The 26,959-nt window shown below is 73.5% G+C and carries 19 protein-coding genes and 1 riboswitch; of the genes, 17 read left to right on the top strand and 2 right to left on the bottom strand.

Annotated elements, in window-relative coordinates:
* The first annotated feature begins 111 nt into the window (after window positions 1-111).
* The 13 genes from AB0C78_RS39955 (at window position 112) to AB0C78_RS39895 (ending at window position 18,515) form a co-directional block, all read left to right on the top strand.
* On the top strand, window positions 112-2,325 hold the full coding sequence (locus tag AB0C78_RS39955) for a transcriptional regulator (RefSeq protein ID WP_360758616.1): 2,214 nt from the start codon (window positions 112-114) through the stop codon (window positions 2,323-2,325).
* Window positions 2,326-2,424: 99 nt separating this feature from the next.
* Entirely contained in the window at window positions 2,425-2,964 is a 540-nt protein-coding gene (locus AB0C78_RS39950) for a hypothetical protein (RefSeq protein WP_360758614.1), read from the top strand.
* The gene (locus AB0C78_RS39945; RefSeq protein WP_360758612.1) at window positions 2,964-4,364 is read left to right on the top strand and encodes a hypothetical protein; all 1,401 of its coding nucleotides are present in this window, start codon (window positions 2,964-2,966) and stop codon (window positions 4,362-4,364) included. The genes AB0C78_RS39950 and AB0C78_RS39945 overlap by 1 nt, the downstream gene beginning before the upstream one ends.
* Complete coding sequence (locus tag AB0C78_RS39940) at window positions 4,361-5,785, top strand: VWA domain-containing protein (RefSeq protein WP_360758610.1); 1,425 nt, start codon at window positions 4,361-4,363, stop codon at window positions 5,783-5,785. Before AB0C78_RS39945 ends, AB0C78_RS39940 begins: the two co-directional genes overlap by 4 nt.
* A 104-nt stretch (window positions 5,786-5,889) precedes the next feature.
* On the top strand, window positions 5,890-7,011 hold the full coding sequence (locus tag AB0C78_RS39935) for an AAA family ATPase (protein WP_360758608.1): 1,122 nt from the start codon (window positions 5,890-5,892) through the stop codon (window positions 7,009-7,011).
* On the top strand, window positions 7,008-9,791 hold the full coding sequence (locus AB0C78_RS39930; RefSeq protein ID WP_360758606.1) for a hypothetical protein: 2,784 nt from the start codon (window positions 7,008-7,010) through the stop codon (window positions 9,789-9,791). Before AB0C78_RS39935 ends, AB0C78_RS39930 begins: the two co-directional genes overlap by 4 nt.
* Before the next feature lie 315 nt (window positions 9,792-10,106).
* Window positions 10,107-10,625: an ATP-binding protein gene (locus AB0C78_RS39925; protein WP_360758604.1), complete on the top strand. Its 519-nt coding sequence runs from the start codon at window positions 10,107-10,109 to the stop codon at window positions 10,623-10,625.
* The gene (locus AB0C78_RS39920) at window positions 10,622-11,452 is read left to right on the top strand and encodes an SAM-dependent methyltransferase (protein WP_360758602.1); all 831 of its coding nucleotides are present in this window, start codon (window positions 10,622-10,624) and stop codon (window positions 11,450-11,452) included. Before AB0C78_RS39925 ends, AB0C78_RS39920 begins: the two co-directional genes overlap by 4 nt.
* Before the next feature lie 167 nt (window positions 11,453-11,619).
* Window positions 11,620-12,618, top strand: coding sequence for a hypothetical protein (locus tag AB0C78_RS39915; protein WP_151543745.1), 999 nt, complete (start codon window positions 11,620-11,622; stop codon window positions 12,616-12,618).
* Between the two features lie 99 nt (window positions 12,619-12,717).
* Entirely contained in the window at window positions 12,718-13,497 is a 780-nt protein-coding gene (locus AB0C78_RS39910; RefSeq protein WP_360758600.1) for a class I SAM-dependent methyltransferase, read from the top strand.
* Window positions 13,498-13,604: 107 nt separating this feature from the next.
* Complete coding sequence (locus AB0C78_RS39905) at window positions 13,605-14,216, top strand: class I SAM-dependent methyltransferase (protein WP_360758598.1); 612 nt, start codon at window positions 13,605-13,607, stop codon at window positions 14,214-14,216.
* Window positions 14,217-14,403: 187 nt separating this feature from the next.
* A complete protein-coding gene (locus AB0C78_RS39900) occupies window positions 14,404-15,537 on the top strand; it encodes an FKBP-type peptidyl-prolyl cis-trans isomerase (RefSeq protein WP_360758596.1) in 1,134 nt (377 codons plus the stop codon).
* 725 nt (window positions 15,538-16,262) lie between these two features.
* Entirely contained in the window at window positions 16,263-18,515 is a 2,253-nt protein-coding gene (locus AB0C78_RS39895; RefSeq protein ID WP_360758594.1) for a transglycosylase domain-containing protein, read from the top strand.
* Between the two features lie 135 nt (window positions 18,516-18,650).
* Here AB0C78_RS39895 and AB0C78_RS39890 read toward each other — a convergent pair whose 3' ends face one another.
* A complete protein-coding gene (locus AB0C78_RS39890; RefSeq protein WP_360758592.1) occupies window positions 18,651-19,034 on the bottom strand; it encodes a hypothetical protein in 384 nt (127 codons plus the stop codon).
* Window positions 19,035-19,084: 50 nt separating this feature from the next.
* Window positions 19,085-19,201: riboswitch (SAM riboswitch) on the top strand.
* A gap of 44 nt (window positions 19,202-19,245) precedes the next feature.
* Between AB0C78_RS39890 and AB0C78_RS39885 the strand changes: the two genes are divergently transcribed.
* The 4 genes from AB0C78_RS39885 (at window position 19,246) to AB0C78_RS39870 (ending at window position 26,178) form a co-directional block, all read left to right on the top strand.
* Window positions 19,246-20,544 carry an aminotransferase class V-fold PLP-dependent enzyme gene (locus AB0C78_RS39885; RefSeq protein ID WP_360758590.1) on the top strand — a complete coding sequence of 433 codons (1,299 nt, stop codon included), beginning with the start codon at window positions 19,246-19,248 and terminating at the stop codon, window positions 20,542-20,544.
* A 148-nt stretch (window positions 20,545-20,692) separates the two neighbouring features.
* Window positions 20,693-24,667 carry an SseB family protein gene (locus AB0C78_RS39880; RefSeq protein ID WP_360758588.1) on the top strand — a complete coding sequence of 1,325 codons (3,975 nt, stop codon included), beginning with the start codon at window positions 20,693-20,695 and terminating at the stop codon, window positions 24,665-24,667.
* Window positions 24,664-25,032 (top strand): hypothetical protein, encoded by a 369-nt coding sequence (locus AB0C78_RS39875; RefSeq protein WP_151545849.1) that lies wholly within the window; start codon window positions 24,664-24,666, stop codon window positions 25,030-25,032. The genes AB0C78_RS39880 and AB0C78_RS39875 overlap by 4 nt, the downstream gene beginning before the upstream one ends.
* Window positions 25,033-25,146: 114 nt before the next feature.
* On the top strand, window positions 25,147-26,178 hold the full coding sequence (locus tag AB0C78_RS39870; protein ID WP_360758586.1) for a hypothetical protein: 1,032 nt from the start codon (window positions 25,147-25,149) through the stop codon (window positions 26,176-26,178).
* Between the two features lie 236 nt (window positions 26,179-26,414).
* Here the strand turns inward: AB0C78_RS39870 and AB0C78_RS39865 are convergent, their stop codons facing one another.
* Window positions 26,415-26,885: a hypothetical protein gene (locus tag AB0C78_RS39865; RefSeq protein ID WP_360758584.1), complete on the bottom strand. Its 471-nt coding sequence runs from the start codon at window positions 26,883-26,885 to the stop codon at window positions 26,415-26,417.
* Window positions 26,886-26,959 lie beyond the last annotated feature (74 nt).

The raw sequence follows: 26,959 nt of genomic DNA, 5'->3' as shown, positions 1-26,959 counted from the left end.
CGGCCGTCCCTAATCTGGGGCCCGACAGCGTGTAGCTCAGCAGTAGAGCATCGGGCTTCAGACCCGAAGGGCGCGGGGGCGGAACCCGCCACGCTGGCTATGAACGAGGACGTGCAGGCGAATCCCGGTTACGCCGCGGGACAGATGGCGAAGGCCTTCGCGACTGCGCTCACGCACGAGAGCGCGGAGACGCGGGAGCGGGCGGAGAAGCGCCTGGAGCGCTGGCGCCGCGTCCTTTCCGGAATGGCGTCCGGGTCGCTTTCCATCGGGTCGCGGACGCCCGTCAAGGGGCTCCCCGCATGGGTGACGCCCGAGGTCGTCAAGGGCGGTTTCGCGACCGGGACGGCCGCCGCGAGCGGACCTGTCCTCCCCTACGAGCAGGACGCGGCGCGGCGGGCCGGCGTCGCGTGCGACCGGCGCTCGCTGTTCCTGCATTACCTGACCGACGAGGGCCTCAACGAGCTTTACGCGCTGCTGGACAGCGGCGAATACGACGTAGTCCTTCCGGAGGAAGGCGCGCTGCTCACGGTCGCGTGGCTGCTGCGTGCGGGCGACCGCACGGGCGCGCTTGAGGTCCTGGAGGCCATCGGCCCGTTCGCCGACCGGCTGCGTTTCTCGCCCCGTCCGGGAATTCCGCTGGGCGACGCTTCGCTCGTGCACCGGCAGACCGTCGGCCAGGTCCGCGCGCGCATCGAGGCGAAGCCGAAGAACAAGGCCGTCGCCGCGATGAACGAAGCGCTCGTCGTGTGGAACCCGTTCGCCGACGAACTGCTGGAGCATTGGCTCGAGACCGTCGAGGACGGGCGGGTCTTCGCGGTGCTGCCGGACGGCTGGGGCGAGCGCGGCGCGGAGCTTCTCGCGCGTTACCGGCGGCTGGCGCGGAACCACATCCTCTGCGGCAAGCACCGCAACCCGAAGGAGAACCTCGCCATTCTCCGGTCGTCCCTGGAGAGCCTTTTCGCGGGCAAGGGCGTGCCGGGGCTGCTGCAGCACGCCGTCGATTCGATGGTCGCCAAGCGCGGACTGCCCGGCTCTCCCGAGCATGCGGCGCTCCGCGCGCGGCAGGCTTCCGACGGCGCGCGTCCCGCGCACCACACGGTCGCGCAGATCGTCCTGGCGCGGCTCGCGGACGCCCGTGAGGACTCCGGCGTCCCGTCCATCGACCCGTTCATCGCGCCCATCACCGAGGACGAGTCGCGCCGTACGGGCGTCACGGCGGGCGCGGTCCTGCCCGACTGGCTGTGCGACATCGTGAAGAACGCGCTGCGCGCACCGGTGCCGACGCTCATCGAGCGCGGGATCGTCCCGTCTGCGGAAGTGCTCGCGGAGCTCACCCCTCAGCTCGTGGCCGCGACTACCGCATCCGCCTATCCGGATCCCGCGCTTCGCCGCCTGATGGCGGCGCAGTACACGGCGTTCCGCAACAGGCGCACCCTGCTCCTGCTCAACTTGGAGAGCCAGGTGCGGATGGAGGAGCTGCCCTGGGTGCGCGCCGTGCGGCACTACCGCCGCACGGACGGAACCGGTGAGCGCGAGGCGCACGCCGTCCTCGTCCAGCTCGGCGAGCTGGCGCTCCAGGGCTTCCCCGGCACCGCACTGCCCAACCCGCTGCTCAGCGAGCTGGGCGCGCTCGCCAAGCGCGCGGGCCTGCGCGTGCCGTTCGTGGAGGAGCTGGCGGCCGACATCTTCATGGGCACGTTCTCCACCAAGTACCTCCGGGCCGCGCAGCTCGCCGCGGACGTGCTCGAAGGCACCCTCTATGAGCGGTACTACGGCATCGACTATGCGGCGGTACGGGCGCTGCAGGGCGGACAGCGCACGTCCGACGCGTTCGACGCGCTGTGCCGGGACCGCGCCGGCGACCTGGCCGGACGCTCGTGGGTCGCCGCCAACGGCAAGGTCATCGAGCAGGCGCAGATCCTCACCACCCACAACCTCGCCGCGCTCGTCCACCCCGTCGGCGTGAGCCCGTCGCCCGGCTGGGACGACCTCGCGCGGCGCGCGTTCGCCACCGCCTGCCGCCTCGTCCGGCAGGTGCACGGCAACCCGCGTCCCCTGGGCACGGTCAAGGACGCCGCCTACGCGTGGCGGCAGGCGGTCTTCTTCCTCGCCCTGTGCGGGCTCAAGGAGCAGGTGTCCGCGATCGCGTGGATGCAGGACGAGCTGGACCGCCAGCCGCCGCACACCAGGGCCCGCCTCGACCCGGTCCTGGCAGGGCTCCGGCACGTCCTCGCTGGCGGGAGCCTCGACGACGGGACGGCCCCCACCGCGCGCCGGTTCACCGGCTGGGCGACGGGCCGCCACTGGCTGCTCGCAACCCACTGACCTGCACGTTCACCCGATCAGCCGGATTGTCGGTGGCCGGTGGCCGGTGCAAGGCTTTCACCGCCGGCCCGCTCCGAGCGGGGGAACTTTGCGCGGACCATGATCGTCCGTGCCGAGGTGGAGGTCGATGCGTTGGACGCGGAAGGGGCCGCCGGGCCCTCGCCGGGCGGCGGGGAGCGGCGCAGCGTGGTGCGGGTGGTGCGGCCGGTCCGGCCGCGCAAGCTGGCGAAGGTGCCGTTCGTCGAGCTGGCGGAGGGCCGGCTGCAAGGGGTCGTGTCGAGCGGGTCGGACCTCGCGCGGGTGTACGTGTCGTCCATCGCGGCGGGCACCCACGACTTCAGCTGCAGCACCAACAACAACCGGCCGTGCGGCGGGCTGGGCGGCGCGTCGATGTGCAAGCACCTGCGGTCGCTCGTCGACGAGGCCGTCACCCAGTACGGCCTGGAGCGGGTGGCGCGCTACCTGAAGGCGGACGCCGGCGACGACCTCGCCGGGTCGCTGCGCGGAACGAAGGCGTCCGCGCCGGCGGCCGGGGTGTTCAGCCGGTTCCTGCGCCACCTGTCCTACCTGGAGGTGCCGGGCGTGACCGAGCCGCTCCCCGAGATGCACTGGTTCCCGGCGATGGGAGCGGCCGGCTGATGCTGTCGACGCACCTGGGCGAGCTGCTCGCCGCGACGCCGCCGGGCGTCGGCGCGGCCCTCGACGCCGTCGCCGGGTTCGACGGCGCGCTCCTGCACGGCTTCGGCCGGCTCGGCGAGGACGGCACCGCCGCGCTGGCCGCGCTGGCGGGCGCGCTGGGCGGCTCCCCGCTCGGCGGGCCCGTCGCCGAAGCGGCGGAGAAGGTCGCGGCCGGGTCGGTCGCCGACGCGCACCTGGCCGCGCTCGCCGGCGGGCGCACCGCCCTGCTCGGCGCCGTCCACGACGCGCTCCTCGCCCACCTCGACACCGCCCTCGGACGGTCCCGCGCCGACTGGGTCCCCGGCGGCGGCGTCCCCGAAGCGGCGCCGAACCTGCTCGCCGGCTGCCGGTCCTGGCTCGGCGAGCTCGCCATCGCCGGATGGCGCGGCGTCGACCACGACCTGGTGTCCGCGTCCGACCAGGCGATTGAGGCGCTGCTCGCGGAGCCCGCGCTGCGCCGCCAGGCCGTCCTGCTCGACGGCCTCGCCGCCGAACTGCGCGCCTGCTCCCCCGTCGCGACCATGGCGGACGTCCCGGTGCGCCGCTGGGCCGACCTGTGGGCGCGCGGCGTGCTGCTGGCGCAGCCCGGTGGCACCGCGCCCGCGCGCGAGACGGTCTCCGGGCGGCTGCTGCTGCTCGGCGTCGACGTCCACGAGCACGGGACGGCCGTCCAGGTCCAGGCGCACTGGCTGCTGGAGCCGGACGGCGACGGCCCGCACCGCGTCGTCCGCACCAGCGCCGCCGCCGCGAAGGTCGACACCATCGTCGGCCCGGCCGTGTGGCGCGTCCTCGCCGACCGTCCCGTCCTGCTGCGGGCGCTGGCCGAGCAGCGCGCCGTGCAGGTCGAGGGCCTCACGCTCGCGGGCGGCGACCTGCTGTGGGAGGAGGACAGGGCCCGTCTCGGCTTCGTCGCCGACCCGTTCGCCACGGCCCGGCTGCACCTGTCCGGCGCGGTCGCCGCGGCCGTCCCGCCGCTGGACCGGCACCCCGCCCGCATCGGCGAGCCCGTCTTCCTGGAGGGCTACACGGTCGACGAGGGCTACACGGTCGACGGGATAGCACTACGGCTCGGCGAGCACGCCCTCGCGATCGACATGGACCGCCTGCCGGCGTGCGGCCCCCTCACCCCCGGCCTGGTGACCGCGTCGTCCGCGTGCATCGGCCTCGTCCGCTGGGACGCCGGCCGGTGGGCGCTGCAGCCCCTCGCCGTCCAGGCCACCGTGAAGAAGAAGCAGGTGGACGCGCACAACGGCGACTGGGCCCTCGGCCCCACCGATCCCAAGGTCGAGAAGGCCATGGCGAGATCCGGCGACACGGTCCTGGTCCTCCAGGAACGGGCAGGACGGCTGCTGCGCAAATGACCGCACCCGAAGTGAAGGCCCACGAGAACCGGCGGCAGGCCCTGTACTGGCGGCTGCTCGCCCGCCTCTTCGACCCCGAGGAGCAGGCCTCGCTGGAGGCCGCGAGCGTCGCCATCGTCGACGACCTGGGCCTGCCCGCCGCGCTCCTCGACCCGTCCGTCTCCGTCGACGCCCTCGTCCAGCGCTTCCCCGACCTCGCCGCCGATTTCGACGGCCTCCTCCCCTCCCCCGAGGCGACCGCCGACGGTGCCCCGCCTGCCGCCGAGGACGGGAGCGAGCAGGTGCGGCGGGCCGCGCTCGTCTCGAAGCTGCTGCTCAACGTGTTCGCCGCCAAGCCGGGGAACGTCACCGCGGCCCAGCTGTCGGAGTGGCAGCGCGACGCGGGGTGGCTGCGGCGCGCGCTCGGCGACGACGGCGGGGCCGGCGCCTGCGGCACGCCCGGCGCCGGAACCGGGGCCAAAGCAGGCGGTGAAGGCACGGACGCCGGCGCCACGGGCCCGGGCAGCGGAGGCGCCGGGCGCGGGCTCGGCCCCGGCACCGGGCTGCGCCCCGTGCTCGCCGAGATCGAGGGCGACCTCGTCCGGCGGATGCAGCTGCGGGAGGTGCTGTCGGACAACCGGCTCGCCCGGCAACTCACGCCGAGCATGTCGCTGATCGAGCAGCTGCTGCGCGACAAGGCGAACCTGTCGGGCGTCGCGCTCGCCAACGCCAAGGCGCTGATCCGCCGGTTCGTCGACGAGGTCGCCGAGGTGCTGCGGACGCAGGTGCAGCAGTCGAGCGCGGGCACGATCGACCGGTCCGTGCCGCCGAAGCGGGTGTTCCGCAACCTCGACCTCGAGCGGACGATCTGGAAGAACCTCACGAACTGGAGCCCGGAGGACGAGCGCCTCTACGTCGACCGGCTCTTCTACAAGCGCACCGCGAAGCGCACCACGCCCGCGAAGATGATCGTGGTGGTGGACCAGTCGGGGTCGATGGTCGACTCGATGGTGAACTGCACGATCCTCGCGTCGATCTTCGCGGGGCTGCCGAAGGTGGACGTCCACCTGGTCGCCTACGACACGCGCGCGCTGGACCTCACGCCCTGGGTGCACGACCCGTTCGAGGTGCTGCTGCGCACGACGCTCGGCGGCGGCACCGACGGGACCGCCGCGATGGCGCTGGCCCGGCCGAAGATCACCGACCCGCGCAACACGGTGCTCGTGTGGATCTCCGACTTCTACGACAACCGGGCGCTGATGACCGACTTCGAGGCGCTGCACCGGTCCGGGGTGCGGCTCATCCCGGTCGGGTCGGTGAACGGCTCCGGGCAGGCGATGGTGGACGGCTGGTTCCGCGACCGGCTGAAGAGCCTCGGCACACCGGTGATCTCCGGCCGCATCCGCAAGCTCGTGGTGGAACTGAAGACCTTCCTCGCGTGACGAACGCGAGCCCGATGCACGAACCTCGCGCGCCGAGCGCGAGCCCCCGACGACCTTCCGGCCGCGCGGTCCCCTCCGCGCGCCGGCGACCGATGAGGAGAGCGATGACCGACGACATGCTGCGCGCCCCGGCCGAGGTGAAGTACGCCGACGAGCTGGACTACCTCGAGTCGATCGACGACGGCCCGAAGCCGTTCTCGTGGCGGCTGAGCCCGCGGATGGTGCGACTGTTCGTCCTCGGGTCCGAGCGCGCCGACGGCCTGGACCGGGAGATCCCGCAGAAGTGGTTCGGCGACCGGAGCTTCGTCGAGCGGAGCATCGTGACGCTCGCGTCCGACCGGGGCCTGCTGCTGATCGGCGACCCCGGCACCGGCAAGAGCTGGCTCGCCGAGCTGCTCGCCGCGGCGATCTGCCGGAACTCGACGCTGGTGGTGCAGGGCACCGCGGGCACCACCGAGGACCACATCAAGTACTCCTGGAACGTCTCCATGGTCATCGCCAAGGGGCAGTCCCGGGAGTCGATGATCCCCTCGCCGATCATGACGGCGATGGAGGGCGGGGTGATCGGCCGGTTCGAGGAGCTGACCCGCTCGACCAGCGACGTGCAGGACGCGCTGATCTCGATCCTGTCGGAGAAGTACGTTTCGATCCCCGAGCTGGACGCCGACAACATCGTGTTCGCCAAGCCCGGGTTCTCGATCATCGCGACGGCCAACAGCCGGGACCGGGGCGTCAACGACCTGTCGTCGGCGCTGAAGCGGCGGTTCAACTTCGTCCGGATCCCGGTGGTGACGAACAAGAGGAGCGAGGCGGAGATCGTCCGGTTCCGCACGTCGGAGCTGCTGCGCCGGCACGCGATCGAGCTGGAGGTGCCGCCGTCGCTGCTGGACGTGCTCCTGCAGAGCTTCGCCGACCTGCGCGCGGCGGCAGCGTCGGCGACCAGCGACGACGAGCGGCTGGAGTCGGCGCTGTCGACGGCGGAGCAGATCGGGGTGCTGGAGGACGCGATCCTGCACAGCCAGTTCTTCGGCGACCGGACGCTGCGGTCCGAGACGCTCGGCGGCTCGCTCGTCGGGTCGCTGGCCCGGCGCAGCCCCGAGGACCTGGCGATCCTCAACAAGTTCTGGCACGGGGTGGTGGAGCCGCGCAGCCGCGACGACGACGGCGACGGCCCGTGGCGCGGCTTCCTCGACGGCGGCCGCCAGGCGATCTCGACCCTGTCGTGACGGTCTTCGAGCCGCTGCGCGAGCAGCTGACGGACGCGGCCCGCGCGTTCGGCGGGGACGCGGTCGCCGGGATCCTCACCGGGATCGTCGACGACGTGGACCGGGCGCTGGCCGAGAAGCTGGAGATCTTCCCGGTGTGCCACCACTCGCCGGCGTCGGCGATGGCGATGGCGCGACGGCTGCGCGACAAGCGGCCGTCGGTGATCTACCTGGAGCTGTGCGAGGACCTCGCGCCGCTGCTGGCGGAGCTGCGCAACTGCCGGCTGCCGGTCGCGCTGCAGGCGTTCGCGAGCCGGGTCGAGGGGTTCCCGGCGGCGTGGGCGCCGCTGAGCGTCGTCGCGCCGATCACCGAGGCGTCGGCGGAGTACCAGGCGATCGCGTACGCGCTGGACACGCCGGGCGTGGAGATCGTGCTGGTCGACCGGTCCACCGACCACGTGTTCCAGTGGGAGCCGCGCGACGACGCCGCGCCCGGCGCCGCGCCCGCGTCCGGGGACGGCGGGGAGCCCGAGGAGGCGCTGCACGGCGACGCGGTCGGCATCGAGATCGGCGAGCTGCGGCCCGGCTTCGCCGAACTGGAGGAGCACCTGCTGCGGCACGGGAAGGTGCGGCACTGGTCGGAATGGTGGGACCAGTACGTCGAGCAGCCGCTCGCGGGCGCCGACTACGCCACGTACCGGCAGGTCATGGTGCTGATCGGCAGCCTGTTCCGGCGGCTGCGCCCGCCGGACGCGAGCCGCCGCGACCGCGACGAGGACCGCGAGCGGTACATGTGGACGCGGATGCGCGAGCACCTCGCCGCGACCGGCGCCGACCCGGCGGACTGCCTGTACGTGTGCGGGGCGTTCCACGCGGCGAGCCGCGTCGAGCAGTTCGGCCTCGCGTCGGACGCGGAACCGTTCGAGATCACACCGCGGACGGAGACGCGCTGGCAGTACGGGCTGATCCCGTCCAGCCACTCGGCGATCGAGGCGCAGTTCGGGCTCGCGCCCGGGTCGGTGTCGATCGCCGCCGCGACCTGGGAGAAGGCGGTCAAGCGCAGCGGCGTGAAGCCGTTCCGGCTCAGCGGGCAGGCGGGCAAGGCACCGCGCGGCCCGAAAGCGCCCACAGCGAAGGACGAGCCGGACGCCGACCGGCTGTCGGGGTTCCTGTCCGGCCCGCCCGCCCTGGACGGCCTGGACGAGGCGGAGCTGCTCGGCTGGTGCGTCGACATCGTCCGGCTGGCGCGCCGCAACGGCTACCTGGCGAGCACCGCCGACGCGATCGCGGTGTTCGAGACGTCGGTGCTGCTGGCCGGGATGCGCGGGCGGGCGCGCCCGACCCCGTACGACTTCCAGGACGCGGCCGTCACCTGCATCGAGAAGGACCGGGTGCCGGGCCGCCGGGACGTGGCGCGGCTCTGCGAGATCCTGCTCGGCGGCGACCGGATCGGCGCGGTCGGCTACGACGCGCTGCCGCCGCTGGCCCGCGACGTCCACGACCGGCTCCAGCCGCTCGGCCTGGACCTGCAGAAGCGGACCGTGCAGCGGGCGCTGCTCGACCTGCACGCCGAACCGGACCTGCTGCCGTGCTCGGAGCTGCTGTGGATCCTGCGGCGGCTGCTGCCGGACGGCGCCGTCCGGCCGATCATGGGGTCGCGGGAGCTCGGCGACCGGCCGATCCAGGAGAGCTGGGACCTGGCGATCGGCCGGCATCAGCGGGCGCTGGTCGAGCTCGGCTACGAGGGCGTGAGCGTCGAGCAGGTGCTGGAGCAGCGGCTGCGGCGCGCCGCGTGGGGCCCGGACGCGTCGGCGGTGAAGGCGCTGGAGGCGGTCGAGTACGCGATCCTCTACCTGGGCGGCGGCCGGTTCGCCGACGAGCTCGGCGCCCGCGCGGTGGAACTGCTCGCCGCCGAGCGGACCGTGGACGAGGCGCCCGAGGTGGTGCGGCGGATCCGGCGGCTGCTCGCGCACTACCGGGCGTCGGAGCCGGCGCTGCCGCGCTGGTGCCAGGCGTTCGTGGTGGAGGGGTACGCGCACTACTGCACGCTGCTGCCGACGGCGTTCGCGGACGAGGCGGGCGGCGTCCGGCAGGTCGCGGCGATGCTCGGGTTCCTGTTCGGGATGGAGAGCCTGGCGCTGTCGCTGGGCTGCGACCACGCGCAGCTGGAGCTGGCGGTGCGGCAGTCGCATCCGGAGGCGCCCGCGAAGGTGGCGCTGCTGTGGGCGGCGAAGGCGCAGCTCGGCCTGATGACGCGGGACGAGCTGCGCGCCCGCTGCGACGAGCTGCTCGCGAACCCGCTGGTGGTGCCGTCGTTCCCGCTGTACATGAGCGGGTTCGTGCAGGCGCTCGACCCGGCGCCGGCGCTGGCGCCGCTGGTGGTGGAGGCGATGTCGAAGGCGTTCGGGCGGCTGCCGGACGCGGTGCTGCTGCCGTGGCTGCCGAACCTCGTCGCGACGCTGCGCGAGCATGCGCGGGAGCTGGTCCCGACGCTGGTGCGGGAGGCGGCGCGGACGTTCCCGGCGTCGCTTCCGGCGCTGGACGCGTGGACGCCGCCGTGGGAGTCGGCGGCGGCACCGGCGCCGTCCGCCCTGCCCGCCGCGTCCGGCCCGGTCGCGGACCTGCTCGCCGCGCATCCGATGACCTGCGACGCCGTGGCCGGGCTGCTCGGCCACCCGGTGGAGTGGGACGGTCCCGCCGGAGCGGCCGACGGCGAGGTGCGCGGCCTCCTGGAGAGCCATCCGCAGGCCGCCGAAGCGGTCGCCGGCCTGCTCGCCCAGGCGGGCGCGGCCTCCCGCTAGCGGACCGGCGGCGGGACGGGTCCGGACGCCCGTCCCGCCGCCGCCGCGTCCTGACCGGGCCTCCCCACCCGCCGTGACGTGGCGGATCTTGGACGGACGGTGACGGCCCGCAGCGTGCCGCAGGGCCCTTGCGCGCATGCAAGCGACGGTGACTGACCCCCGCTCCCTGCGTAAGAGTGTCTGTCGTGTGAGGCGTGCCATGGCGCTCGTACGGCCGTGGCATCTCGCGCGTTCCACGTCCACGACCGACTCCCACCAGGCCGAGAGCACATGTTCGCTTACAGCCCGACACGGAGACGTGAAGCCGTCGCTGCCATGAACGCAACCGACGCGGGGACGCCCGCGCTCCTCCCGGCCACCTCCCCCGCGCCCTCGCTGGAGCTCGGGAGCACCGCCGCCCGCAACGGCACGGCCGCCGGCCGGCTGCTCGGCGAGATCGACCTTGCCGCGACGCCCGCCGCCGTCCGCCTCGCCCGCACCTACGTCCGCGAGCTCGTCGGCCAGTGCTTCGGCGCGAGCCGCGCCGAGCTCGCCGACCTCGAACTGCTGACCAGCGAGGCCATGACGGAGTCGGTCCTGCGGTCGCGGCCGCGCCGGGACGGCACCGTCACCGTGGCCGTGCTCCACCTGGACCGGTTCGTCCGCGTGGAGATCACCGACGGGGGCGTCCCGCCGGGACCGCCCCGGCCGCCGGACGACCAGCTTCCCGGCGGCGGGCGGGGACGGGTGCTGATGCAGGCGCTCGCCGCCGACCAGGGCGCCCACCGCAACCGCAACGGGACGACGACGTCCTGGTTCGGGGTGCCCGTAGGGGAGCGGTGGAGGCGGCCGTGATCCCGGGACCGGCGCCGAGCCTGAGCCAGTGGGCGGAGGCCCCCGGCGACGGGCTGGACGGCGCCGCGTCCGCCTTGCTTCTCCGTGCCCCGAGCATCGCGCGGATGTACGACTACTTCCTCGGCGGCAAGGACAACTACGCGGCCGACCGCGCCATGGCCGACAAGGCGCTGGACCGGGCACCGGTCGTCGCGCGGCTCGCCCAGGTGAACAGGGGCTTCCTGGAGCGCGCCGCGACCCTGCTCGCCGAGTCCGGTCTCCGGCAGTTCGTGGACGTCGGGTGCGGGCTGCCCGCGGAGCGCAACGTCGCCGACCTCGTCCGCCGCGTCGAGCCGTCCTGCCGGGTCGCCTACATCGACAACGACCCGCTCGTCCTCGTGCACGCGCGGGCGCTGCTGGCGGGCGACCCCGGCACCGGCGCGTTCGGCGGGGACGTCCGCGTCCCGGCGGCGCTGCTCGGCCATCCGGGGCTGCGCCGGCTGGTCGACTTCGGCCGGCCGGTCGCGCTGCTGCTGCTCGGCGTGCTCGACTTCGTCACCGACGCCGAGGACCCGCGCGGGATCGTCCGGACGCTGCTGGACGGCCTGCCCGCCGGCAGCCACATGGTCATCACGCACACCGAGCGGACCCCCGAGCTGGAGGCGCTGGCGGCGACGGCCCGCCGCGCCGGGCTGGCGTTCACGCCGCGCGACCGCGCGGAGATCGCGGAGATCTGCGCGCCGCTGGAGCCGGCCGGCCCCTACCCGGCGGCGCTCCCGCTCGCGGACGCCGCGGGCACGGACGGCCCGCTGCCGCTCGTCGGCTGCATCGGGCGCAAGTCGGGCTGACCGCCGCGATGCTCACCACCCTCGGTCACAAGGTGGCCGCACATCCCCGCGAACCGGCCCCGCCGCCGCGCGTTTCGCTACGATCGGAACGTCGGCGACCGGCGGTTCTGGGGCGAGTGATGACAGCGGACGGCGAGCCGAGGTCCCTCTCGGAGATAACCCGGGACATGGGGCTGAACATGTCCGACGTGGCCGCGTTCTCGGGGCTCGACGAGAGCACCGTGTTCCGGCTCTGGGACAACGCGGAATGGCTCGACCGGGTCAGCGGCCGGTCCCTGCAGAGCCTCATGGCGTCCATTCCGGGAATCGCCGAGTACTCCCGGGCGCACGCGATCCGCAAGCGCCTGGACGGGCTCGTCACCGATCTCGGCTCGGAGGGCCTCGCCGTCGACCTGGACGCCCTCGAAGGGTCGCCGGTGCCGCAGCAGCTGCTGCTGAACGCCCTCGAGGCGGGGCTTCGGATCGTGCGGGGCGAGGCGAACCAGCGGACGTCGTCGTTCATCGCCCGGTTCTGGGGCCGCGAACCCGACACGGCGCTGACGGCGCTCTATTCCACCGAGCGCGGGCAGGGCCTGCTCACCGATCCCGCCAAGCTCTTCGAGTCGTCGGTCGAGCTCGCCCCGCGGCTGAACCGCAAGACCTACTCCTTCCATTCGATCCTCGCCCTGAACATCCTCACCCACCAGGTCAGCAAGGTGACCGGGTCGCTGGAGGCGGACCTCGGCTTCGAGGTGCCGGGCCGGCAGACCGCGTTCATGATGCGCGGCGTGGTGATGGGCTCCCTGATCAGTTCGGGCGACATCGAGCTGGCCGAGCGGTACCGCCGGGAACTGGACGCGACGCCGGTGTACGCGGCGCTCGAGGAATGGTCGTTCCCGACCTACATGCGGGACGGCCGGATCAGCTCCGATTTCACCCTGCCCAGTTCCCTTTCGCTGCGGAACACGGCGAACGAGGTGCTGCGGGAGATCGCCGACTACAACGACGCGTACGTGTACTACCTGGCGTCGACGTACATTCCGCTGGCGCTGAAGCGCGATCCGGCCTTCGGCGGGCGGCTCGCCGAGCTGACGCGCGCCCTGGAGGAGCGCGGCGCGGACTGCGAGGACCGGAGGATCAGAGAGACGTGCAACACCCTCGTGCGGCGGCTGAAAGAGCTGCCATAGCGGGTGCTGCGTTCTCGGGGGTGCCGCGCGGCGCATGGGCCGCGCATTGCAGGTCGTTGAGGTGAAAGGCCCGCGAGCGGGCCGGGGAATGGGGAGCCGGTGGAAGAGACGGCGGAAGCCATCGCGAATCTCACCAGGGAGCGGTGGGAGGCCAACGCGGATTACTGGGTGAAGGTGATCAGGGAGGGCCGCGACCGGTACCGCACCGAGCTCACCGACGCCGCGATGCTGGACGCGGTCGGGCCGTGCGCGGGGCTGCGGGTGCTGGACGCCGGCTGCGGCGAGGGGTACATCGCGCGGACGCTGGCCGCCGAGGGCGCCGACGTCGTCGGCGTGGACGCCTGCCAGGGGCTGATCGACGCGGCCCGGGAGGTGGCCGACACGGCGGTGGCCGCCGGGGGCGCGGGCTCGCTGTCGTTCACGCGGGCGAGCGTCGACGCGCTGCCCGTGGAGGACGACCGGTTCGACCTGGTCGTCTGCAACCACCTGTTCAGCCACCTGCAGGACCCGTCGCGGGCGATCGCGGAGTTCGGCCGGGTGCTGCGCAGCGGCGGGCGGCTGATCTCGCTGACCCTGCACCCGTGCTTCTACGTGGAGAACTCCGAGCACGGCGCGACCCGGAGCGTGCCCGCCGCGCAGTACTTCGCGTCCCGGGGGGTCGACCAGCGGTTCCTGGTGGACGGCCTGGAGTCGCCGTCGATGATCACATCGTGGCTCCGTCCGCTGGAGTTCTACTCTGGAACGCTCCGAGACAACGGTTTCGTCATCGCCGACCTCCGCGAGCCGCATCCGACGCCGGAGCAGCTGCGCGACGACCCGTGGTGGCGCGAGGGCTTCCCGACGGCCCTGTTCATGCTCCTGATCGCCGAACGCCGCTGATCCGTCCCTCCGGTCGCGGCGTGTTGCGGTCGCGGGTCCGCTCGTGACGACAACACGCCGCGGCTCAACGTGAGGTGGCGGGCGGGGACGGCGAATAGGGTCGTCCCATGGAATCCCGTGGGGGCGGGGTGCCGGAGGCGCTCGCCGGGCATCCCGACAGGCTCCGGTGGAACGCCAAGTACGAGAGCGCGCCCGAGCCGACGTTCGCGCCGCATCCGCTGGCCGTGCGGGCGCTGGCCGAGGCGCCGCCGGACGGGCCCGTCCTGGACCTGGCGTGCGGGACGGCCGGGTCGGCGCTGCTGGCCGCCGAGGCGGGACGGCACGTCACGGCCGTGGACGTCTCGGAGGTGGCGCTCGACCGGCTCGGCGCGGAGGCGCGCCGCCGCGGCCTGGACTCCCTGATCACCCTCGTCCAGGACGATCTCGGCGCGTTCCGGCCCGGGACGGCAGCGTACGCGCTCGTCCTGTGCACGGGCTTCTGGGACCGCGCCGTGTTCCTGCGGGCCGCCGGGGCGGTCGTCCCGGGCGGGCTGCTGGCCTGGGAGGCGTTCACGACGGAGGCCCAGCGCGTCCGTGACGCCCTGCCGGCCGAGTGGTGCCTCGGCGAGTGCGAGCCCGCGTCGCTGCTGGACGGGGGCTTCGCGGTGCTGGAGCAGGCCGACCTGCCGGACGGCCAGAAGCGGCGTTTGCTCGCCCGGGGCCCCGCGGCAGTATCCTGACGAGTCCCTGTGTCCTGAAGAGACCATGCTCGAGGGCGAGCCCCCTGGCAGGAACGCTTCTTCCACGACGAGTGACCGGTAGATTGCAGGTCGGCCTCCTTTGCGCCGTTTTCACGCTGTTCTTAGGCCGGTGCTGGAAGGGTGGTCACTTTCGTGATGTCGTCGACCCCGGAGCGAGTGAGGAACCATGGCCGAGGATGACAAGCCGGCGGTCAAGGCGAAGATCCCTAACGCCAAGAACATCCGCAGCCCGGAGTTCACCCCGCACGGGATCAGCGCCGGGCGCGGCAGCGGGCTGAACCGGCCGTCCGCGCTGACCGCGGCCCAGGCCCGCAAGCGGCGGATCGCGACGATCGCCGGCATCGTGGTGGCCGTGCTCGCCATCGCCGGCGGCGTCACCTACTACGTGACGCGGCCCGGGCCGAAGATCGAGGTGTCCGGCAAGTTCGGGTCCGAGTCGAAGGTGAAGATCCCGACGAAGCTCGCGCCGAACAAGACGCTGAAGAGCCGGACGCTGATCAAGGGCACCGGCCCCGCGATCGCCGACGGCGACACGATGTTCGTGCAGTACTCCTTCTACCAGTGGGCGAAGCAGACCGACGCCGACGACTCCAAGAAGAAGAGCACCAGCAAGAAGATCGGCTCGTCCTACGAGCAGCAGGCGCAGGGGTCGGGCGGGCCGCAGGCGCTCACCGTCGGCAAGAGCGGCGTCAAGGGCCTCGACAAGGGCCTGGTCGGCAAGACGGCCGGCAGCCGGGTGCTCGTGGAGGTCCCGCCGTCGATGGGCTTCGGCGACCAGGGCTCGCAGCTCGGCCTCGGCAAGAACGACTCCGTGGTGTTCGTCGTGGACGTCCAGGCGGTCGTGAAGAAGAACGCCGGCCCGCAGGGCGCGCCGCAGAAGCTCGACGACAAGAACCTGCCGAAGGTCGAGGACCAGGGTGCCGGCAAGGCGCCGAAGGTGACGCTCCCGAAGGCGGACGCGCCGTCCAAGCTGCAGGTCAAGACGCTCGTCCAGGGCACCGGCCCGGCGCTCGCCAAGGGCGACGACGCGGTCGTCAACTACCAGGGCCAGATCTGGAAGGGCGGCAAGGTCTTCGACTCCAGCTGGAAGAACGGCCAGCCGGCGCTGTTCCCGATCGGCACCGGCGCGACCGTGCCCGGCTTCGACAAGGGCCTGACCGGCGCGAAGGTCGGCAGCCGGGTGCTGCTGATCCTTCCGCCGGACGAGGGCTACGGCAAGAAGGGCAACGCGCAGGCCGGGATCAAGGGCACCGACACCCTGGTGTTCGTGGTGGACATCCTCGCCAAGGTGCAGAAGTGAGCGCCCGCGCCGCGTGACGGCGCGCAGGCGGAGACGAGCGGCGGGCGCCCCCGGGTGGGGGTTCCCGCCGCTCGCGTTACCGGGGGACGCGGGTTCCCGGAGGGCGTGCGAGATCCGTCACGACAACCCGGAGGGCGCTTTGGTCGTCCTCTTAACGGGAAGCCAAGGATGTGCATTGGGCGGCCCATCGCATGGATCCCCTCAGGTATCGTCGGTAACGCAATAATCACGGGGGGCTTGTGAGCAGCAGGGAAAAAGGTCAGGAAGACGGCGCACCGGGCACTACGGACGATCTTCTGCAAGGCGGAGCAAAAGCCGCTCCGGCCGGCGGATCGGACGGCGACGCGCCGCGTCCGGAGTCGGCGGACACCACCGCCCAGGCCGGCGACCCGGCCCGTGACCAGGAACGGGACGGGGCGGCCGGGCGCGCGGCGCGGCCCTCCGCCCGCCGTGCCGCCACGCTCACCGTCGACTCCGGAGAAACCACTCCGGACCCGAAATCGTCCTTGAACACCGACATATCTCAGAACGGCGACAAGGACCCCGCCGACGGCCCCGCAGCGGCCGCACCCGCCGCCGCGACCGCGCAATCCCCCGCGGCGGGAGTGCGGTCCCCGGCCACCGAAAAGGGCACGTCCCCCGATAACCCCCGGCCCGGCGGGGACGATCCGGACGGCTCCGCGGGCGCTGGTGTGAGCGGCTCCCCGGCCGGAGATACCAAGACCATGCCGGCTGCGTCGTCGAGGCAAGGAGGCCCGCCGGGGCGCGGCCCCGGCGGCGGTTCCGGCGGTCCGGGCGGCGGTCCGGGCGGCCGGGGCGGCAAGGGGCCGAAGAAGCAGCGCAGCCGCCGCGTCCGCTACCTGCGGCGCATCCTGTTCACGCTGCTCGGCATCCTCGGGTTCTTCGTCGCGGCGTTCGCGATCGCCTACATCTTCACGCCGGTCCCCTCGCCGCAGCAGCAGGCGCTCGCGCAGGGGCCCGCGTTCTACTACTCCGACGGCAAGACCCTGATCGCCAAGACGGGCATGAACCGGGACGCGGTGAAGTTCGACCAGATCCCGAAGAGCACCCGCGACGCGGTCATCGCCGCCGAGAACCGCAGCTTCTACCAGGACCCGGGCGTGTCCGTGCAGGGCACCGCGCGGGCGTTCTGGTCCACCGCGACCGGCGAGCAGCTGCAGGGCGGCTCCACGATCACCCAGCAGATGGTCCGCAACTACTACGGCGGCATCGGCAAGGAGCGCTCGGTCACCCGCAAGCTCAAGGAGATCATGGTCTCCCTGAAGGTGGGCCGGGAGAAGTCCAAGGACTGGATCCTCGAGCAGTACCTCAACACGATCTACTTCGGCCGCGACGCCTACGGCGTGCAGGCCGCCGCGCACGCCTACTACAACAAGGACGTCAAGGACCTCACGCCCGCCGAGTCGGCGTACCTGGCCGCCGCGATCCAGCAGCCGAGCAACTTCGCCGACCCGACCGGCCAGCACCGCGTGTACGCCGAGCAGCGCTGGCACGCGGTGGTGAACAACATGGTCCGGGACGGGGCGCTGTCGCCCGCCGACGCCGCGTCGATGCGGTTCCCCATGCCCGGCAAGGAGAAGATCACCGACGTCCTCAAGGGCCAGAAGGGCTACATGGTCAACCTGGCCAAGAAGGAGCTGGAGGAGCGGCGCGGCTACACCGAGGACGAGATCAACCGCAGCGGCCTGAAGATCACCACGACGTGCGACAAGCGGCTGATGGACGCGGCGAAGCAGGCCGTGGAGAACAACGTCCCGGCCGGGATGAGCAAGAAGATCCGGACCGGGCTCGTGTCCGTCGACCCGAACACCGGGCAGGTGCTGGCCTTCTACGGCGGCCGCAACTACCTGACGGAGGCCGCGAGCAGCGCGTTCTACGACACCGCGCAGGCGGGGTCGGGCTTCAAGCCGATCGCGCTGGCCGCCGCGCTGGAGGACGGCAAGAGCCTGTCCGACACCTACGACGGCAGCTCCCCGCAGTACTTCGGCGGGCACTCGATCAAGAACGACAGCGGCGAGAGCTTCGGGAACATCAACCTCGTCACCGCGACCGAGCACTCGGTCAACACCGCCTACGTGAACCTCGGCCAGGACATCGGCAACGACAAGATCGCCGCGATGGCGGAGAAGCTCGGCATCTCGGCGTCGCAGATGACGCCGGCGCAGCGCGCCGCCGCGTCGTTCCCGCTCGGCATCGTGTCGCTGCACCCGGTGCAGCAGGCCGGGGTGTACGCGACGTTCGCCGACGAGGGCGTGTTCCGGCAGCCGTACGTGGTGAAGTCGGTCACCGACAACGAGGGCCAGACCCGCAAGTTCGCCGAGAAGGGCGACCGGGCGTTCGGCGCCCAGGTCGCGCGGGACGCCACCTACGCGATGCAGCAGGTCGTCCAGGGCGGCACCGGCACCGGCGCGCAGCTGCCCGACGGCCGCGACGTCGCCGGCAAGACCGGCACCACCGACGAGGGCCGCGCGATCTGGTTCAACGGGTTCGTCCCGCAGATGGCGACGAGCGTGGCGATGTTCCGCGAGGACAACAAGGCGCTGAACATCCCCGGCTACGGCTCGTACGGCGGGCAGCTTCCCACCCAGATCTGGCGCTCGTACATGACCGACGCCGTCGACATCAAGGGCTACGACCCGAAGTCGTTCGGGTCGCCGTCGGAGACGCCCGGCAGCGGCTGGGGCAGCCCGTCGCCCGGCGGCGGGCCGAGCACCGAGGGGCCGAGCACCGACGGCCCGTCGCACCGTCCCTCCGGCGGGACGGACGGGCCGCGCAACCCGAAGCCGCCGACGGACCTGCCGACCATCATCCCGACGCTGCCCGGCGGTGGCGGCAACGGCGACGGCGGAGGCAATGACGGAGGCGGGAACGACGGCGGCGGCAACGGCGACGGGGGCGGCACCGGCGACGGCGGAGGCACGGGCGACGGCGGAGGCACCGGCCAGATGTTCAACTGACCGCGAGAAGCCGCGACCGAACGCGAAGGCGCCCGACCGAGCACGAAGGCGCCCGACCGAACGCGAAGGCGCCTGACCGAATGTGAAAGGGGCCCGGCGGTTCGCCGCCGGGCCCCTTCGCGTCTCACCCTCGCGCTACTGCGCGCACGCCTTCCCGATGCGCACCGGCGCGTCGTTCATCACGGCGCTGAGCTGCGACGCGTCGCCGGTGCCGACGGTCGCGGCGGCGGAGCGCAGCCGCCGCGCCTCGTCCTCCAGCGCCTTCTTCAACGTCCCGTCGTCGGCCTTCTTCGCCAGCCCGTCGATGCGGGCCGCGAGCCGCTGCGTCGCCTGCCCCCACTGCGCGGGCTCCGCCGCCGGCACGCTCCTGACCTGGGTGACGTACTGCTGGAACGCCTTCTTCGTGTCGGTGCACACCTGGCCGGAGTTGCCTCCCAGCGCCCCGCACGCGCCCAGCAGGCCGGACGCGCCGAGCATCACCACGCCCCCGGCCAGCGCCCGAACCACCCCGTACCGCATCGCACCCTCCCACTTGATCTGCCACAGGCTCCGCATATACTTCCGCACTAGGTCATGAGCGCCAGCGCCAAGCCCCGGCTCGCTGGCCGGCAACCCTTCGTCCGCGATGGGGTGCCCCGGGTGAGGACCTGGCCGGACGCGGGACCGCGTTCCGGCAAGCGCGGATCCCGCAGGCACGGCCCCGGGGTCCCTGACCCCGGAAGGAACCGGTATGCCCGCCACGCTCGCCCCCGCCCCGTCCCGCTCCTCGTTCACGCCTGCTGAGACGTCCGGCACCGCGCCGGAAGTTCGCGCCTTCCCGCGCGTGATCGGCGCGGACGCGCCCGTCCCGCTGGTCGACGGCCGCCAGGTCCCCTACGCCAACCTCGACTACGCGGCCAGCGCGCCCTGTCTGGAGGCGGTGCACGAGGCGATCACGCGCGCGCTGCCGTACTACAGCAGCGTGCACCGCGGCGCCGGATACGCCTCGCAGGTCACGACCGAGGCGTACGAGCGCGCGCGCGAGACCGTGCGCGGGTTCCTCGGCGCGTGGCGCCGCGCCGCCGTCGTGTTCACCCGCAACACCACCGACGCGATGAACCTGCTCGCGCACGCCGTCCCGACCGGGACGAGCGTCGTCGTGTTCGAGTCCGAGCACCACGCGTCGCTGCTGCCGTGGAAGCGGCCCGTGCGGCTCCCCGTCCCCGCGACGCCCGCCGAGGCGATCGACGCCGCCGACCGCGCGCTCGCCGCGACCCCGGTCGGCGCGCGGCTCCTCGTCGTCACCGCCGCGTCCAACGTCACCGGCGAGCTGTGGCCGATCCGCGAGCTCGCGCAGGTCGCCCGCCGGCACGGCGCCCGCATCGCGGTGGACGCCGCGCAGCTCGTCCCGCACCGCCCGCTCGACATGACCGCGCTCGGCCTCGACTACGTCGCGTTCTCCGGCCACAAGCTGTACGCGCCGTTCGGCGCGGGCGTGCTCGCCGGACGCGCCGACTGGCTGCGCGCCGCCGACCCCTACCTCAAGGGCGGCGGCGCGAGCGCGTCCGTCGCCGACACGGTCCGGTGGGCGCCGGGCGCCGAGCAGCGGCACGAGGCCGGCACCCCGAACGTCCTCGGCGTCATCGCGCTCGCCGCCGCCTGCGAGGCCCTCACCGCCGCCGGCTGGGACGCGCTCGCCGCCCGCGAGGAGCGCCTCCTCGCAAGGCTCCGCACCGGACTCGCCGCGCTCCCCCACGTCCGCGAGCTGAATCTGTGGGGCGACCGGTCGCCGCGCGTGGGAATCGTGTCTTTCACCGTGACCGGCTGGAACGCGCGCGACGTGGCGCTTACGCTGTCCGGGGAGCACGGCATCGGCGTGCGGGACGGCAAGTTCTGCGCGCACCCGCTCGTCCGGCACCTGCTGGGCGGGGACGGCGCCGCCGGCTGCGGCGGCGAGGGGGCGGCCGTCCGCGCGAGCTTCGGGATCGGCACCACCGAGGAGCACATCGACCGGCTGTGCACCGCGCTGGCACGACTGGCACCGCGCTGACCTGCGGACTCGCCCGCAAGCACAGACGTTTATGGCCTTTGGTCCTGTTCGCCCCTGTAGCGTAGGCAGTCGCGCTACTTCCCGCCGGACCTCCCACCGGGACCCGGCGGGTCGGGGACGAGCACGGACGAAACAGGGGGTGGCGGCGGTGGCCGACGCGTGGCGACCCACGTCGGAACTGGAACGCCGACTGGAGGAGAGCGTACGGGCCGGAGACCAGGAGGGCTACTTCCGCATCCTCGCGGGCAGCGAGCTCGTGGTGCCCGTCCCGGACGACGCCGTCGACGGCGTCGTCGCCGGGCGGGCGCGGCCCGCCTGGCCGACCCACGAGGAGGACGGCCGCGTCCACGTCCTCGCCTACACCTCCGCCGCCGCGATGCGCGCCTGCCTCGGCCCGTCCTGGCGGCACTTCATGACGCTGCGCTTCGGCGACCTCGCCGAGACCTGGCCCGACGCCCGCTGGTGGCTGGCCGTCGACGCGCCCGGCCACCCGGGCGGCACCCCGCTGCCGATCGAGGCGCGGATGCCCGCCTGGTTCGTCCGCCAGGTCGCCGACGGCGACGGCCGCCCGCCGCAGGTCGGCCGCGCCGACGTCCCGTCCGCCACCGCCGCGGCGCCCGCCCCACCGGCGGCCACCGCCCCCGCACCACCCGCGCCCGCCGCGCCCACAGCGCCCGCACCGGCGCCCGCGCCTGCCGAGCCCGCCGAACCCGCGCGGCCCGCATCGGCGCCTGCGCCCGGACTCTCCGAGCCCACACCGCCCACGCCCGCCGCGCTGGCCTCGGCGCCTGCCCCCGGGCTCGCCGATCCCGCACCCGCCGAACCCGCACCGGCGCCTGCACCGGCCGAGCCTGCATCGGCGCCTGCGCCCGGACTCGCTGAGCCCACACCGCCCACGCCCGCCGAGCCCGCACCGCCCGCGCCGTCTGGACCTGCGCCCGCCGCGCCCGTGTCGGCGCCCGGACTCGCCGAGCCGGCGCCGCCCGCACCCGCCGCATCGGCGGCCGAACCGGCGGCCCCCGTGGCGGAGCCCGCCGCCGCACCGGCGCCGGAGCCCGCGGCCGCGGCCGCTCCGGACGAGTCGCCGTGGGAGGAGCTGCAGGGGCAGCACCGCGAGCTGCCCCGCGAGGCGCCCCGCGAACCGTCCCGGCCCGAATTCCGGCCCGCCAACGACGTCGAACGCGAGCTCCTGCGCGCCGCGGCGAACAACGACCACGACCTGTTCCTGCAGACGATGGCGGACACCGAGATCCTGCTGCCCGTCCCGGACGACACCGACTACACGCTCCGCCCCGGCCGCCCCGGCTTCCCGTGGCGGACCCGCGAGGTCGACGGCAACACCGTCGTGCCCGTCTTCACCTCCCCCGAGCGCCTCATCGAGGCCGCGCACGCCGCCGGGACCGGCACCGAGTACATCAAGCTGCCGTTCACCGTCGCGCTGCGCTACTGGCCCGACCACGGCTGGCTCCTCGCCATCAACTCCGGCTCCCCGGCCGGCGGCACCGTCATGGCGGCGCAGCTCCCCGGCCTCGCCACCTGGGCCGACCAGCGCGCCGCCGCCCGGATGACCGACCGGTTCGAGCCGCAGAACGACATCGAGCAGCGGCTCTTCGACGCCGCCCGCCGCCGCGACACCGACACCTTCTTCAAGGTGCTCCTCGGCGCGCAGGTCCTCGTCGCCGCCGACCCCGACACCCCGTGGGGCATCGCGCCGGAGGACCCGGCGTTCCCGTGGCGGCCCGTCACCGTCCACGGCCGCACGTCCGTGCAGCTGTTCACGTCGCTGAAGTGGATGAACGACGCCATCGGCTCGTCCCGCTTCGTGATGCCGAGCCTGCTGGACGTCGTGTCCGCCTGGCCCGACCCCGAGTGGACGCTCGTCCTCAACCCCGGCACCCCGATCGACGCGACGATGCCGGGCGAGCAGGTCCGCGCCCTCAGCGGGCCACCCCGCACGGCGCCCGAGAAGGCCGCCACCCCGCCGTCCGCCGCGACGCCCCCTCCCCCGGAGAACCCGGCCGTCCCGGTCGCACCGGCCGTCCCGTCGACGGACGCGCCCCCGGTGCCCGACGCGCCCCAGGTCGGCGCATCCGGAGCACCGGAGCACGAGCCGACGGCACCGTCCACCACGTCCGGCGGACACCCCGCCTTCAGTGGCCCGGAACCCGCGGCCACGCCGGGAGACGGCCCGCAGCACACGGGCCCGCAACCCCAGGTCGGCGCACCCGAACAGCTGCCGGCGGCAGCGTCCTTGACGCCGCCGTCCGAGCCGCCCGCCTTCGGCGTCCCGGACCCGGCCGCGGCGCCGGACGTCAGCCCGCAAAACACCGGCCCGCAACCGCAGGTCAGCGCGCAGGGAACGCACGAGCCGACGGCACCCTCCACGACCTCCGGCGGGCACCCCGCCGTCCCGGCACCGCCAGCGGAACACCCCGCCTTCGGCGCCCCGGAACCCGCCGCACCGGGCGACGCCCCGCAGCACACGGGTCCGCAGCCCCAGGTCGGCCCGCAGGGCACGCACGAGCCGACGGCACCGACCACTACCTCCGGCGGGCACGCCACGGTCCCGGCGCCGCAGGCGGAGCAGCCGGGCTTCACTTCCACGGGCCCGCAGCCGCAGGTCGGCGGTCCTGTGACCGGCGAACCGGCGGCGCCTCCGGTACCGCCCGGCGCGGGCGAAGACGCACCACAGGCACCGACCGCAGGGCCCGCCCCCAGCACTTACACCCCGTCCCACAGCGGAGACACCGGCCCGCACGGCTACCCGTCCACCGGCCTCGGGACGCCCGCCGAGCCGGCCGGCCCGAGCCTGCCGGGAGCGACCGGTGCGCAGCGTCTGCCCGGCCACGTCCCCGCCGCCGAGGCGCAGGACGCGGCAGGCGTCCAGGCTCCCGGGCCGGCGGCACCGGCCGACGCGGCGCCGGACGGCAACGCGTCCACCGTGACCGGCGGCCACGCGATCGTCGGCCTCGGAGCGGCGGGCGACTCCCCCGCCCCGCAACCGCCCGCCGAGACCGGACCGCCCGGCGAGCAGCAGGCGGCGGAGCGGCGGCTGCGGCCCGTCGGCGCCCCCGAGCCCGAGTTCGAGCCCGGGAACCGCATCGACCAGGAGCTCTACGAGGCGGCGCTCGGCGGCGACTCCGACGCGTTCCTCCGCGTCCTGCTGAACGCGAACGTCCTGGTCCCGATCCCGGCGGACGCGCCGCTCGAGGTGACGCCGGTGCAGCGCGAGTTCCGCTGGGACGCGGCGCTGCGCGACGGCGCGGCCGTCCGGGTGTTCACGTCCCTGGTCCGGCTGCGGGAGGTCCTGCCGGAGTCCCGGTTCGTCTACGCCGACTTCCGCGAGCTGATCGGCGCGTGGCCGCGCGACGACTGGGCGCTGCTGCTCAACCCGGGGACGCGGATCGGCGCGTCGCTGCGCGGCGACCAGGTGCGGGCGCTGAGCGAGTGGGCCCTGCGCGTCGGCCTCGTCCAGGCGCGCCCGACCGTCCCGCCCGCGCCCCCGGCGCCGCGCGAACCCGCCGCGGACATGACCGTGCAGGACGTCGTCGCGGCCGCCCCGGCGCAGGCCGAGGACCTCGACGACCGCGTGTCCCAGCCGACCATCATGCAGAAGGTCGTCCCGCACGGGCACGTCGGCTGGTACCTGGAGCAGGGCTACGACCGCGTCGGCGGGTTCGTCCACCCGACGGGCGACGTCGGGGAGCTCCAGACGCCCGTCCAGCTGTACGAGGCGCTGGGCCTGCTCTACGAGGACACGCCGTTCTCCCCCGCCGACGAAGGCGTGTACGTCATCCGGTGGCCCGCGTACTGCCCCGAGCTGTACCGGATCCCGTTCGGCGGGCGCGACGCCGAGGAGATGGCGTCGTGGGGCGACGCCGGATGGGTGATCGAGCGGCCCCCGTTCGTCGGCGGCGGGTTCGCCCCCGGCAGCGCCGGCTCCATCCGCGAGTACAAGGTCGACAGCGTCCGGCTGCCGTACGGCGCCGAGATGTACTACCTCGGCATGGATCGTTCGGAAAGGTTCGTCGCGATGTACGACCCCGACCGGCTCGCGTGGCTGCGGCCCGACGCGTCCACCGGTCCCGACGGGCGCGACGGCCGGACGGGAGCCGCGCAGTGATCAGGGACGGCTACGTGGCGCGCTGGCTCGGCCGCGACTTCGAGGCCGCGCCGGGCGCCGACGGCGAGATCCGGCTCTACACGCCGGGGCCGACGGACGGGTTCGAGGAGCTGCGGCCCGGCCGGTTCCGGCGGATCGTCCCGGCGTCGGAGGTCGAGGAGCTCCGGTACGTCCGGACGACGTGCCGGTGGCGCGGAGAGCGGTTCGTCATCGTCGGCGAGCACGAGACGTGGCTGCGCGTCGAATATGTCGGCGGCCGCGCCCCGGTGGCCGAGTCGCTCGGCCTGGAACGCATTGACCAGGGCGTTTGGCAGGCGTGGGCGCCCACCACGGAGATAGAGGACGTCCGAGAAGAAGTCATGTGAGCGTCCACGGGGTTGCTTTGGCCCGTTGATCCGTGTTCGCATGAGTCCTGGGACGATCTCCCGGGTACAGCGGGCACAGGCGCTCAAAGGCGATGCGACGGAGGTGCTGGGGCGGTGTACTGCCGACCGGCGGTGAAACCGATCTTTGTAGGGCTCGGAGTGGCGGCGATCCTCGCCGCCGGAGGCGCATCCGCCTCCGCCGAAGACTCCCCTTCGCCCGCCCCCTCCGACTCGTCCCCCGCGTCCCCGGCGCCCGGCACGCTGACCGTGGGCGTCGATCCGGTCTCGACCGCGGCGAAGGCCGGCGAACGCGTCCAGGTCGACACGCACATCACCGCCACGGGCGGCGACGTGTCGGGAGTGAAGGTCGTGCGTGTGGCGGCCTCCTCCGCGAAGGCGACGGTGGGAGGCGAGTGCACGGCGCCCTTCACCTCCACCGGATGCTCCGTGGGCGATCTGAGCAGCGGTCATCGCGACACGGTCGTGTCCACCGTGTCCGTGCCGGCGACCATCAAGGACGACCTGACGGTCACCTTCTCCATCGAGGTCAGCGCGACCGACATCCCGGCGAAGACCTGGACGGCCGAGATCAGGTTCGCTGCGCCCGCCCCGTCGCCGTCGAAGACGCCCACCAAGTCGCCGTCCAAGACGCCGACGAAGTCGCCTTCGAAGTCGCCGTCGCCGTCCGCGAGCGCGACGCCTTCGGCGTCGTCGTCGGGGAACCGGCAGGGGTCGTCGTCCGGCGGCGGGAGCGGGTCGTCGGGCGGGAGTGGCGGGACGGGCGGGACGACGTCCGGCACCGGCTACGTGCCGCCGGCGCCGAACTCCTCGTTCCAGGCGAAAAACCCGCAGGTGGCGTTGCCGCCGATCGCGGCGCCGACCCCGTCGATCGCACCGAACACCGCGGCGGTGACGCCGGAGAGCAGGCTGCGCGGCAACAAGGCCCCCGTGGCTCAGGACCTCACCTTCGAGCGGGTCGCGAGCACGCAGGTGGCGTGGCTGGCGGCGCTGATGGTGGCGATCGCGGTGCTGCTCACGCAGCTGCGTCTCGGCAAGCGCCGCGCTCCCGCGGGCGCCGCGTCGGCCGCCATGCGCCGCGCGCGCGGCATGCACCGCCGAACCCGCCGCGGCATGTTCGGCAAGTGAAACCGCGGCGTGCGTCACTCGCCTTGATTCCGACTCCGGTCACATCTCTGTCCGCTAGCTGATCAGAACGGCGCGTGCGCTACCGGTCGCATGCGCACACGCAGCCTCCGGTTTATCAAAAGTGTTCGGCGTTAAAGATCCAGCCGAACACCCCGGCCGCCTTCCGCAGCCATGTTTCCCTTACCACCGAATTCCGGACTTCAATGGCGACCCTGCCGTGCAGCGGGTCGACATGCCTACCGGTCGAGGCCGTCCGGCCCCTGCGGGCGTTGGCGAGTGGCCGGGTTCCGGGTCGCGAGGAGATCGGCCGATGGGCGGATCAGGTTCGCGGAGCGGCGCAGCAGGGCACGCAGCAGTTTGTAGACGAAGGCGATCACTCCGAAGAACAGGAAGGGCATGAGGATCAGCCCGATGATCAGCGGGCGGGCCGTTCCCTCCTTGACGATCTGGTAGCGTGTCCCGCCCTTCCCGTGGCTTTCCCGGATCTCGAATTCGACCGATCCGTGAACGGGTTTCCAGGACTTGAGCGTCGGCCTGTTCATGGGCATCCCGGGCTCGTACGGCTTGCCGTCCTTGCGCAGTTCGCACTCGTACTGCGTCCAGCCGGTCGCCATGTCGCGATGGCATGGTCCCGCCGTGGCGGTGTCCCTGGCCACGGCGCTTCCGCCGTTGTCGGTGAAGGAATAGAGGGCGAGGCAGGCTTCCACCGCGAGGACGAACCCTGGGACCAGCAGGATCGCGGCCGTCCACCTCGGGGGGCTTTCGAGGTGGCGGGCGAGGC

Origin of the sequence: Actinomadura sp. NPDC048394 (genome assembly GCF_040651755.1) — a bacterium.
Classification (GTDB): domain Bacteria; phylum Actinomycetota; class Actinomycetes; order Streptosporangiales; family Streptosporangiaceae; genus Spirillospora; species Spirillospora montaniterrae.
The sequence above is the reverse complement of the archived record's forward strand: the minus strand, read 5'-3'. Positions and strand labels throughout refer to the sequence as shown.

Bases quoted from the DNA above. Each gene is read 5' to 3' on its own strand.
- AB0C78_RS39950 (WP_360758614.1), top strand. From the start codon at position 2,425: ATGATCGTCCGTGCCGAGGTGGAGGTCGATGCGTTGGACGCGGAAGGG.
- AB0C78_RS39945 (WP_360758612.1), top strand. From the start codon at position 2,964: ATGCTGTCGACGCACCTGGGCGAGCTGCTCGCCGCGACGCCGCCGGGC.
- AB0C78_RS39940 (WP_360758610.1), top strand. From the start codon at position 4,361: ATGACCGCACCCGAAGTGAAGGCCCACGAGAACCGGCGGCAGGCCCTG.
- AB0C78_RS39935 (WP_360758608.1), top strand. From the start codon at position 5,890: ATGACCGACGACATGCTGCGCGCCCCGGCCGAGGTGAAGTACGCCGAC.
- AB0C78_RS39925 (WP_360758604.1), top strand. From the start codon at position 10,107: ATGAACGCAACCGACGCGGGGACGCCCGCGCTCCTCCCGGCCACCTCC.
- AB0C78_RS39915 (WP_151543745.1), top strand. From the start codon at position 11,620: ATGGGGCTGAACATGTCCGACGTGGCCGCGTTCTCGGGGCTCGACGAG.
- AB0C78_RS39905 (WP_360758598.1), top strand. From the start codon at position 13,605: ATGGAATCCCGTGGGGGCGGGGTGCCGGAGGCGCTCGCCGGGCATCCC.
- AB0C78_RS39900 (WP_360758596.1), top strand. From the start codon at position 14,404: ATGGCCGAGGATGACAAGCCGGCGGTCAAGGCGAAGATCCCTAACGCC.
- AB0C78_RS39895 (WP_360758594.1), top strand. From the start codon at position 16,263: ATGCCGGCTGCGTCGTCGAGGCAAGGAGGCCCGCCGGGGCGCGGCCCC.
- AB0C78_RS39890 (WP_360758592.1), bottom strand. From the start codon at position 19,034: ATGCGGTACGGGGTGGTTCGGGCGCTGGCCGGGGGCGTGGTGATGCTC.
- AB0C78_RS39885 (WP_360758590.1), top strand. From the start codon at position 19,246: ATGCCCGCCACGCTCGCCCCCGCCCCGTCCCGCTCCTCGTTCACGCCT.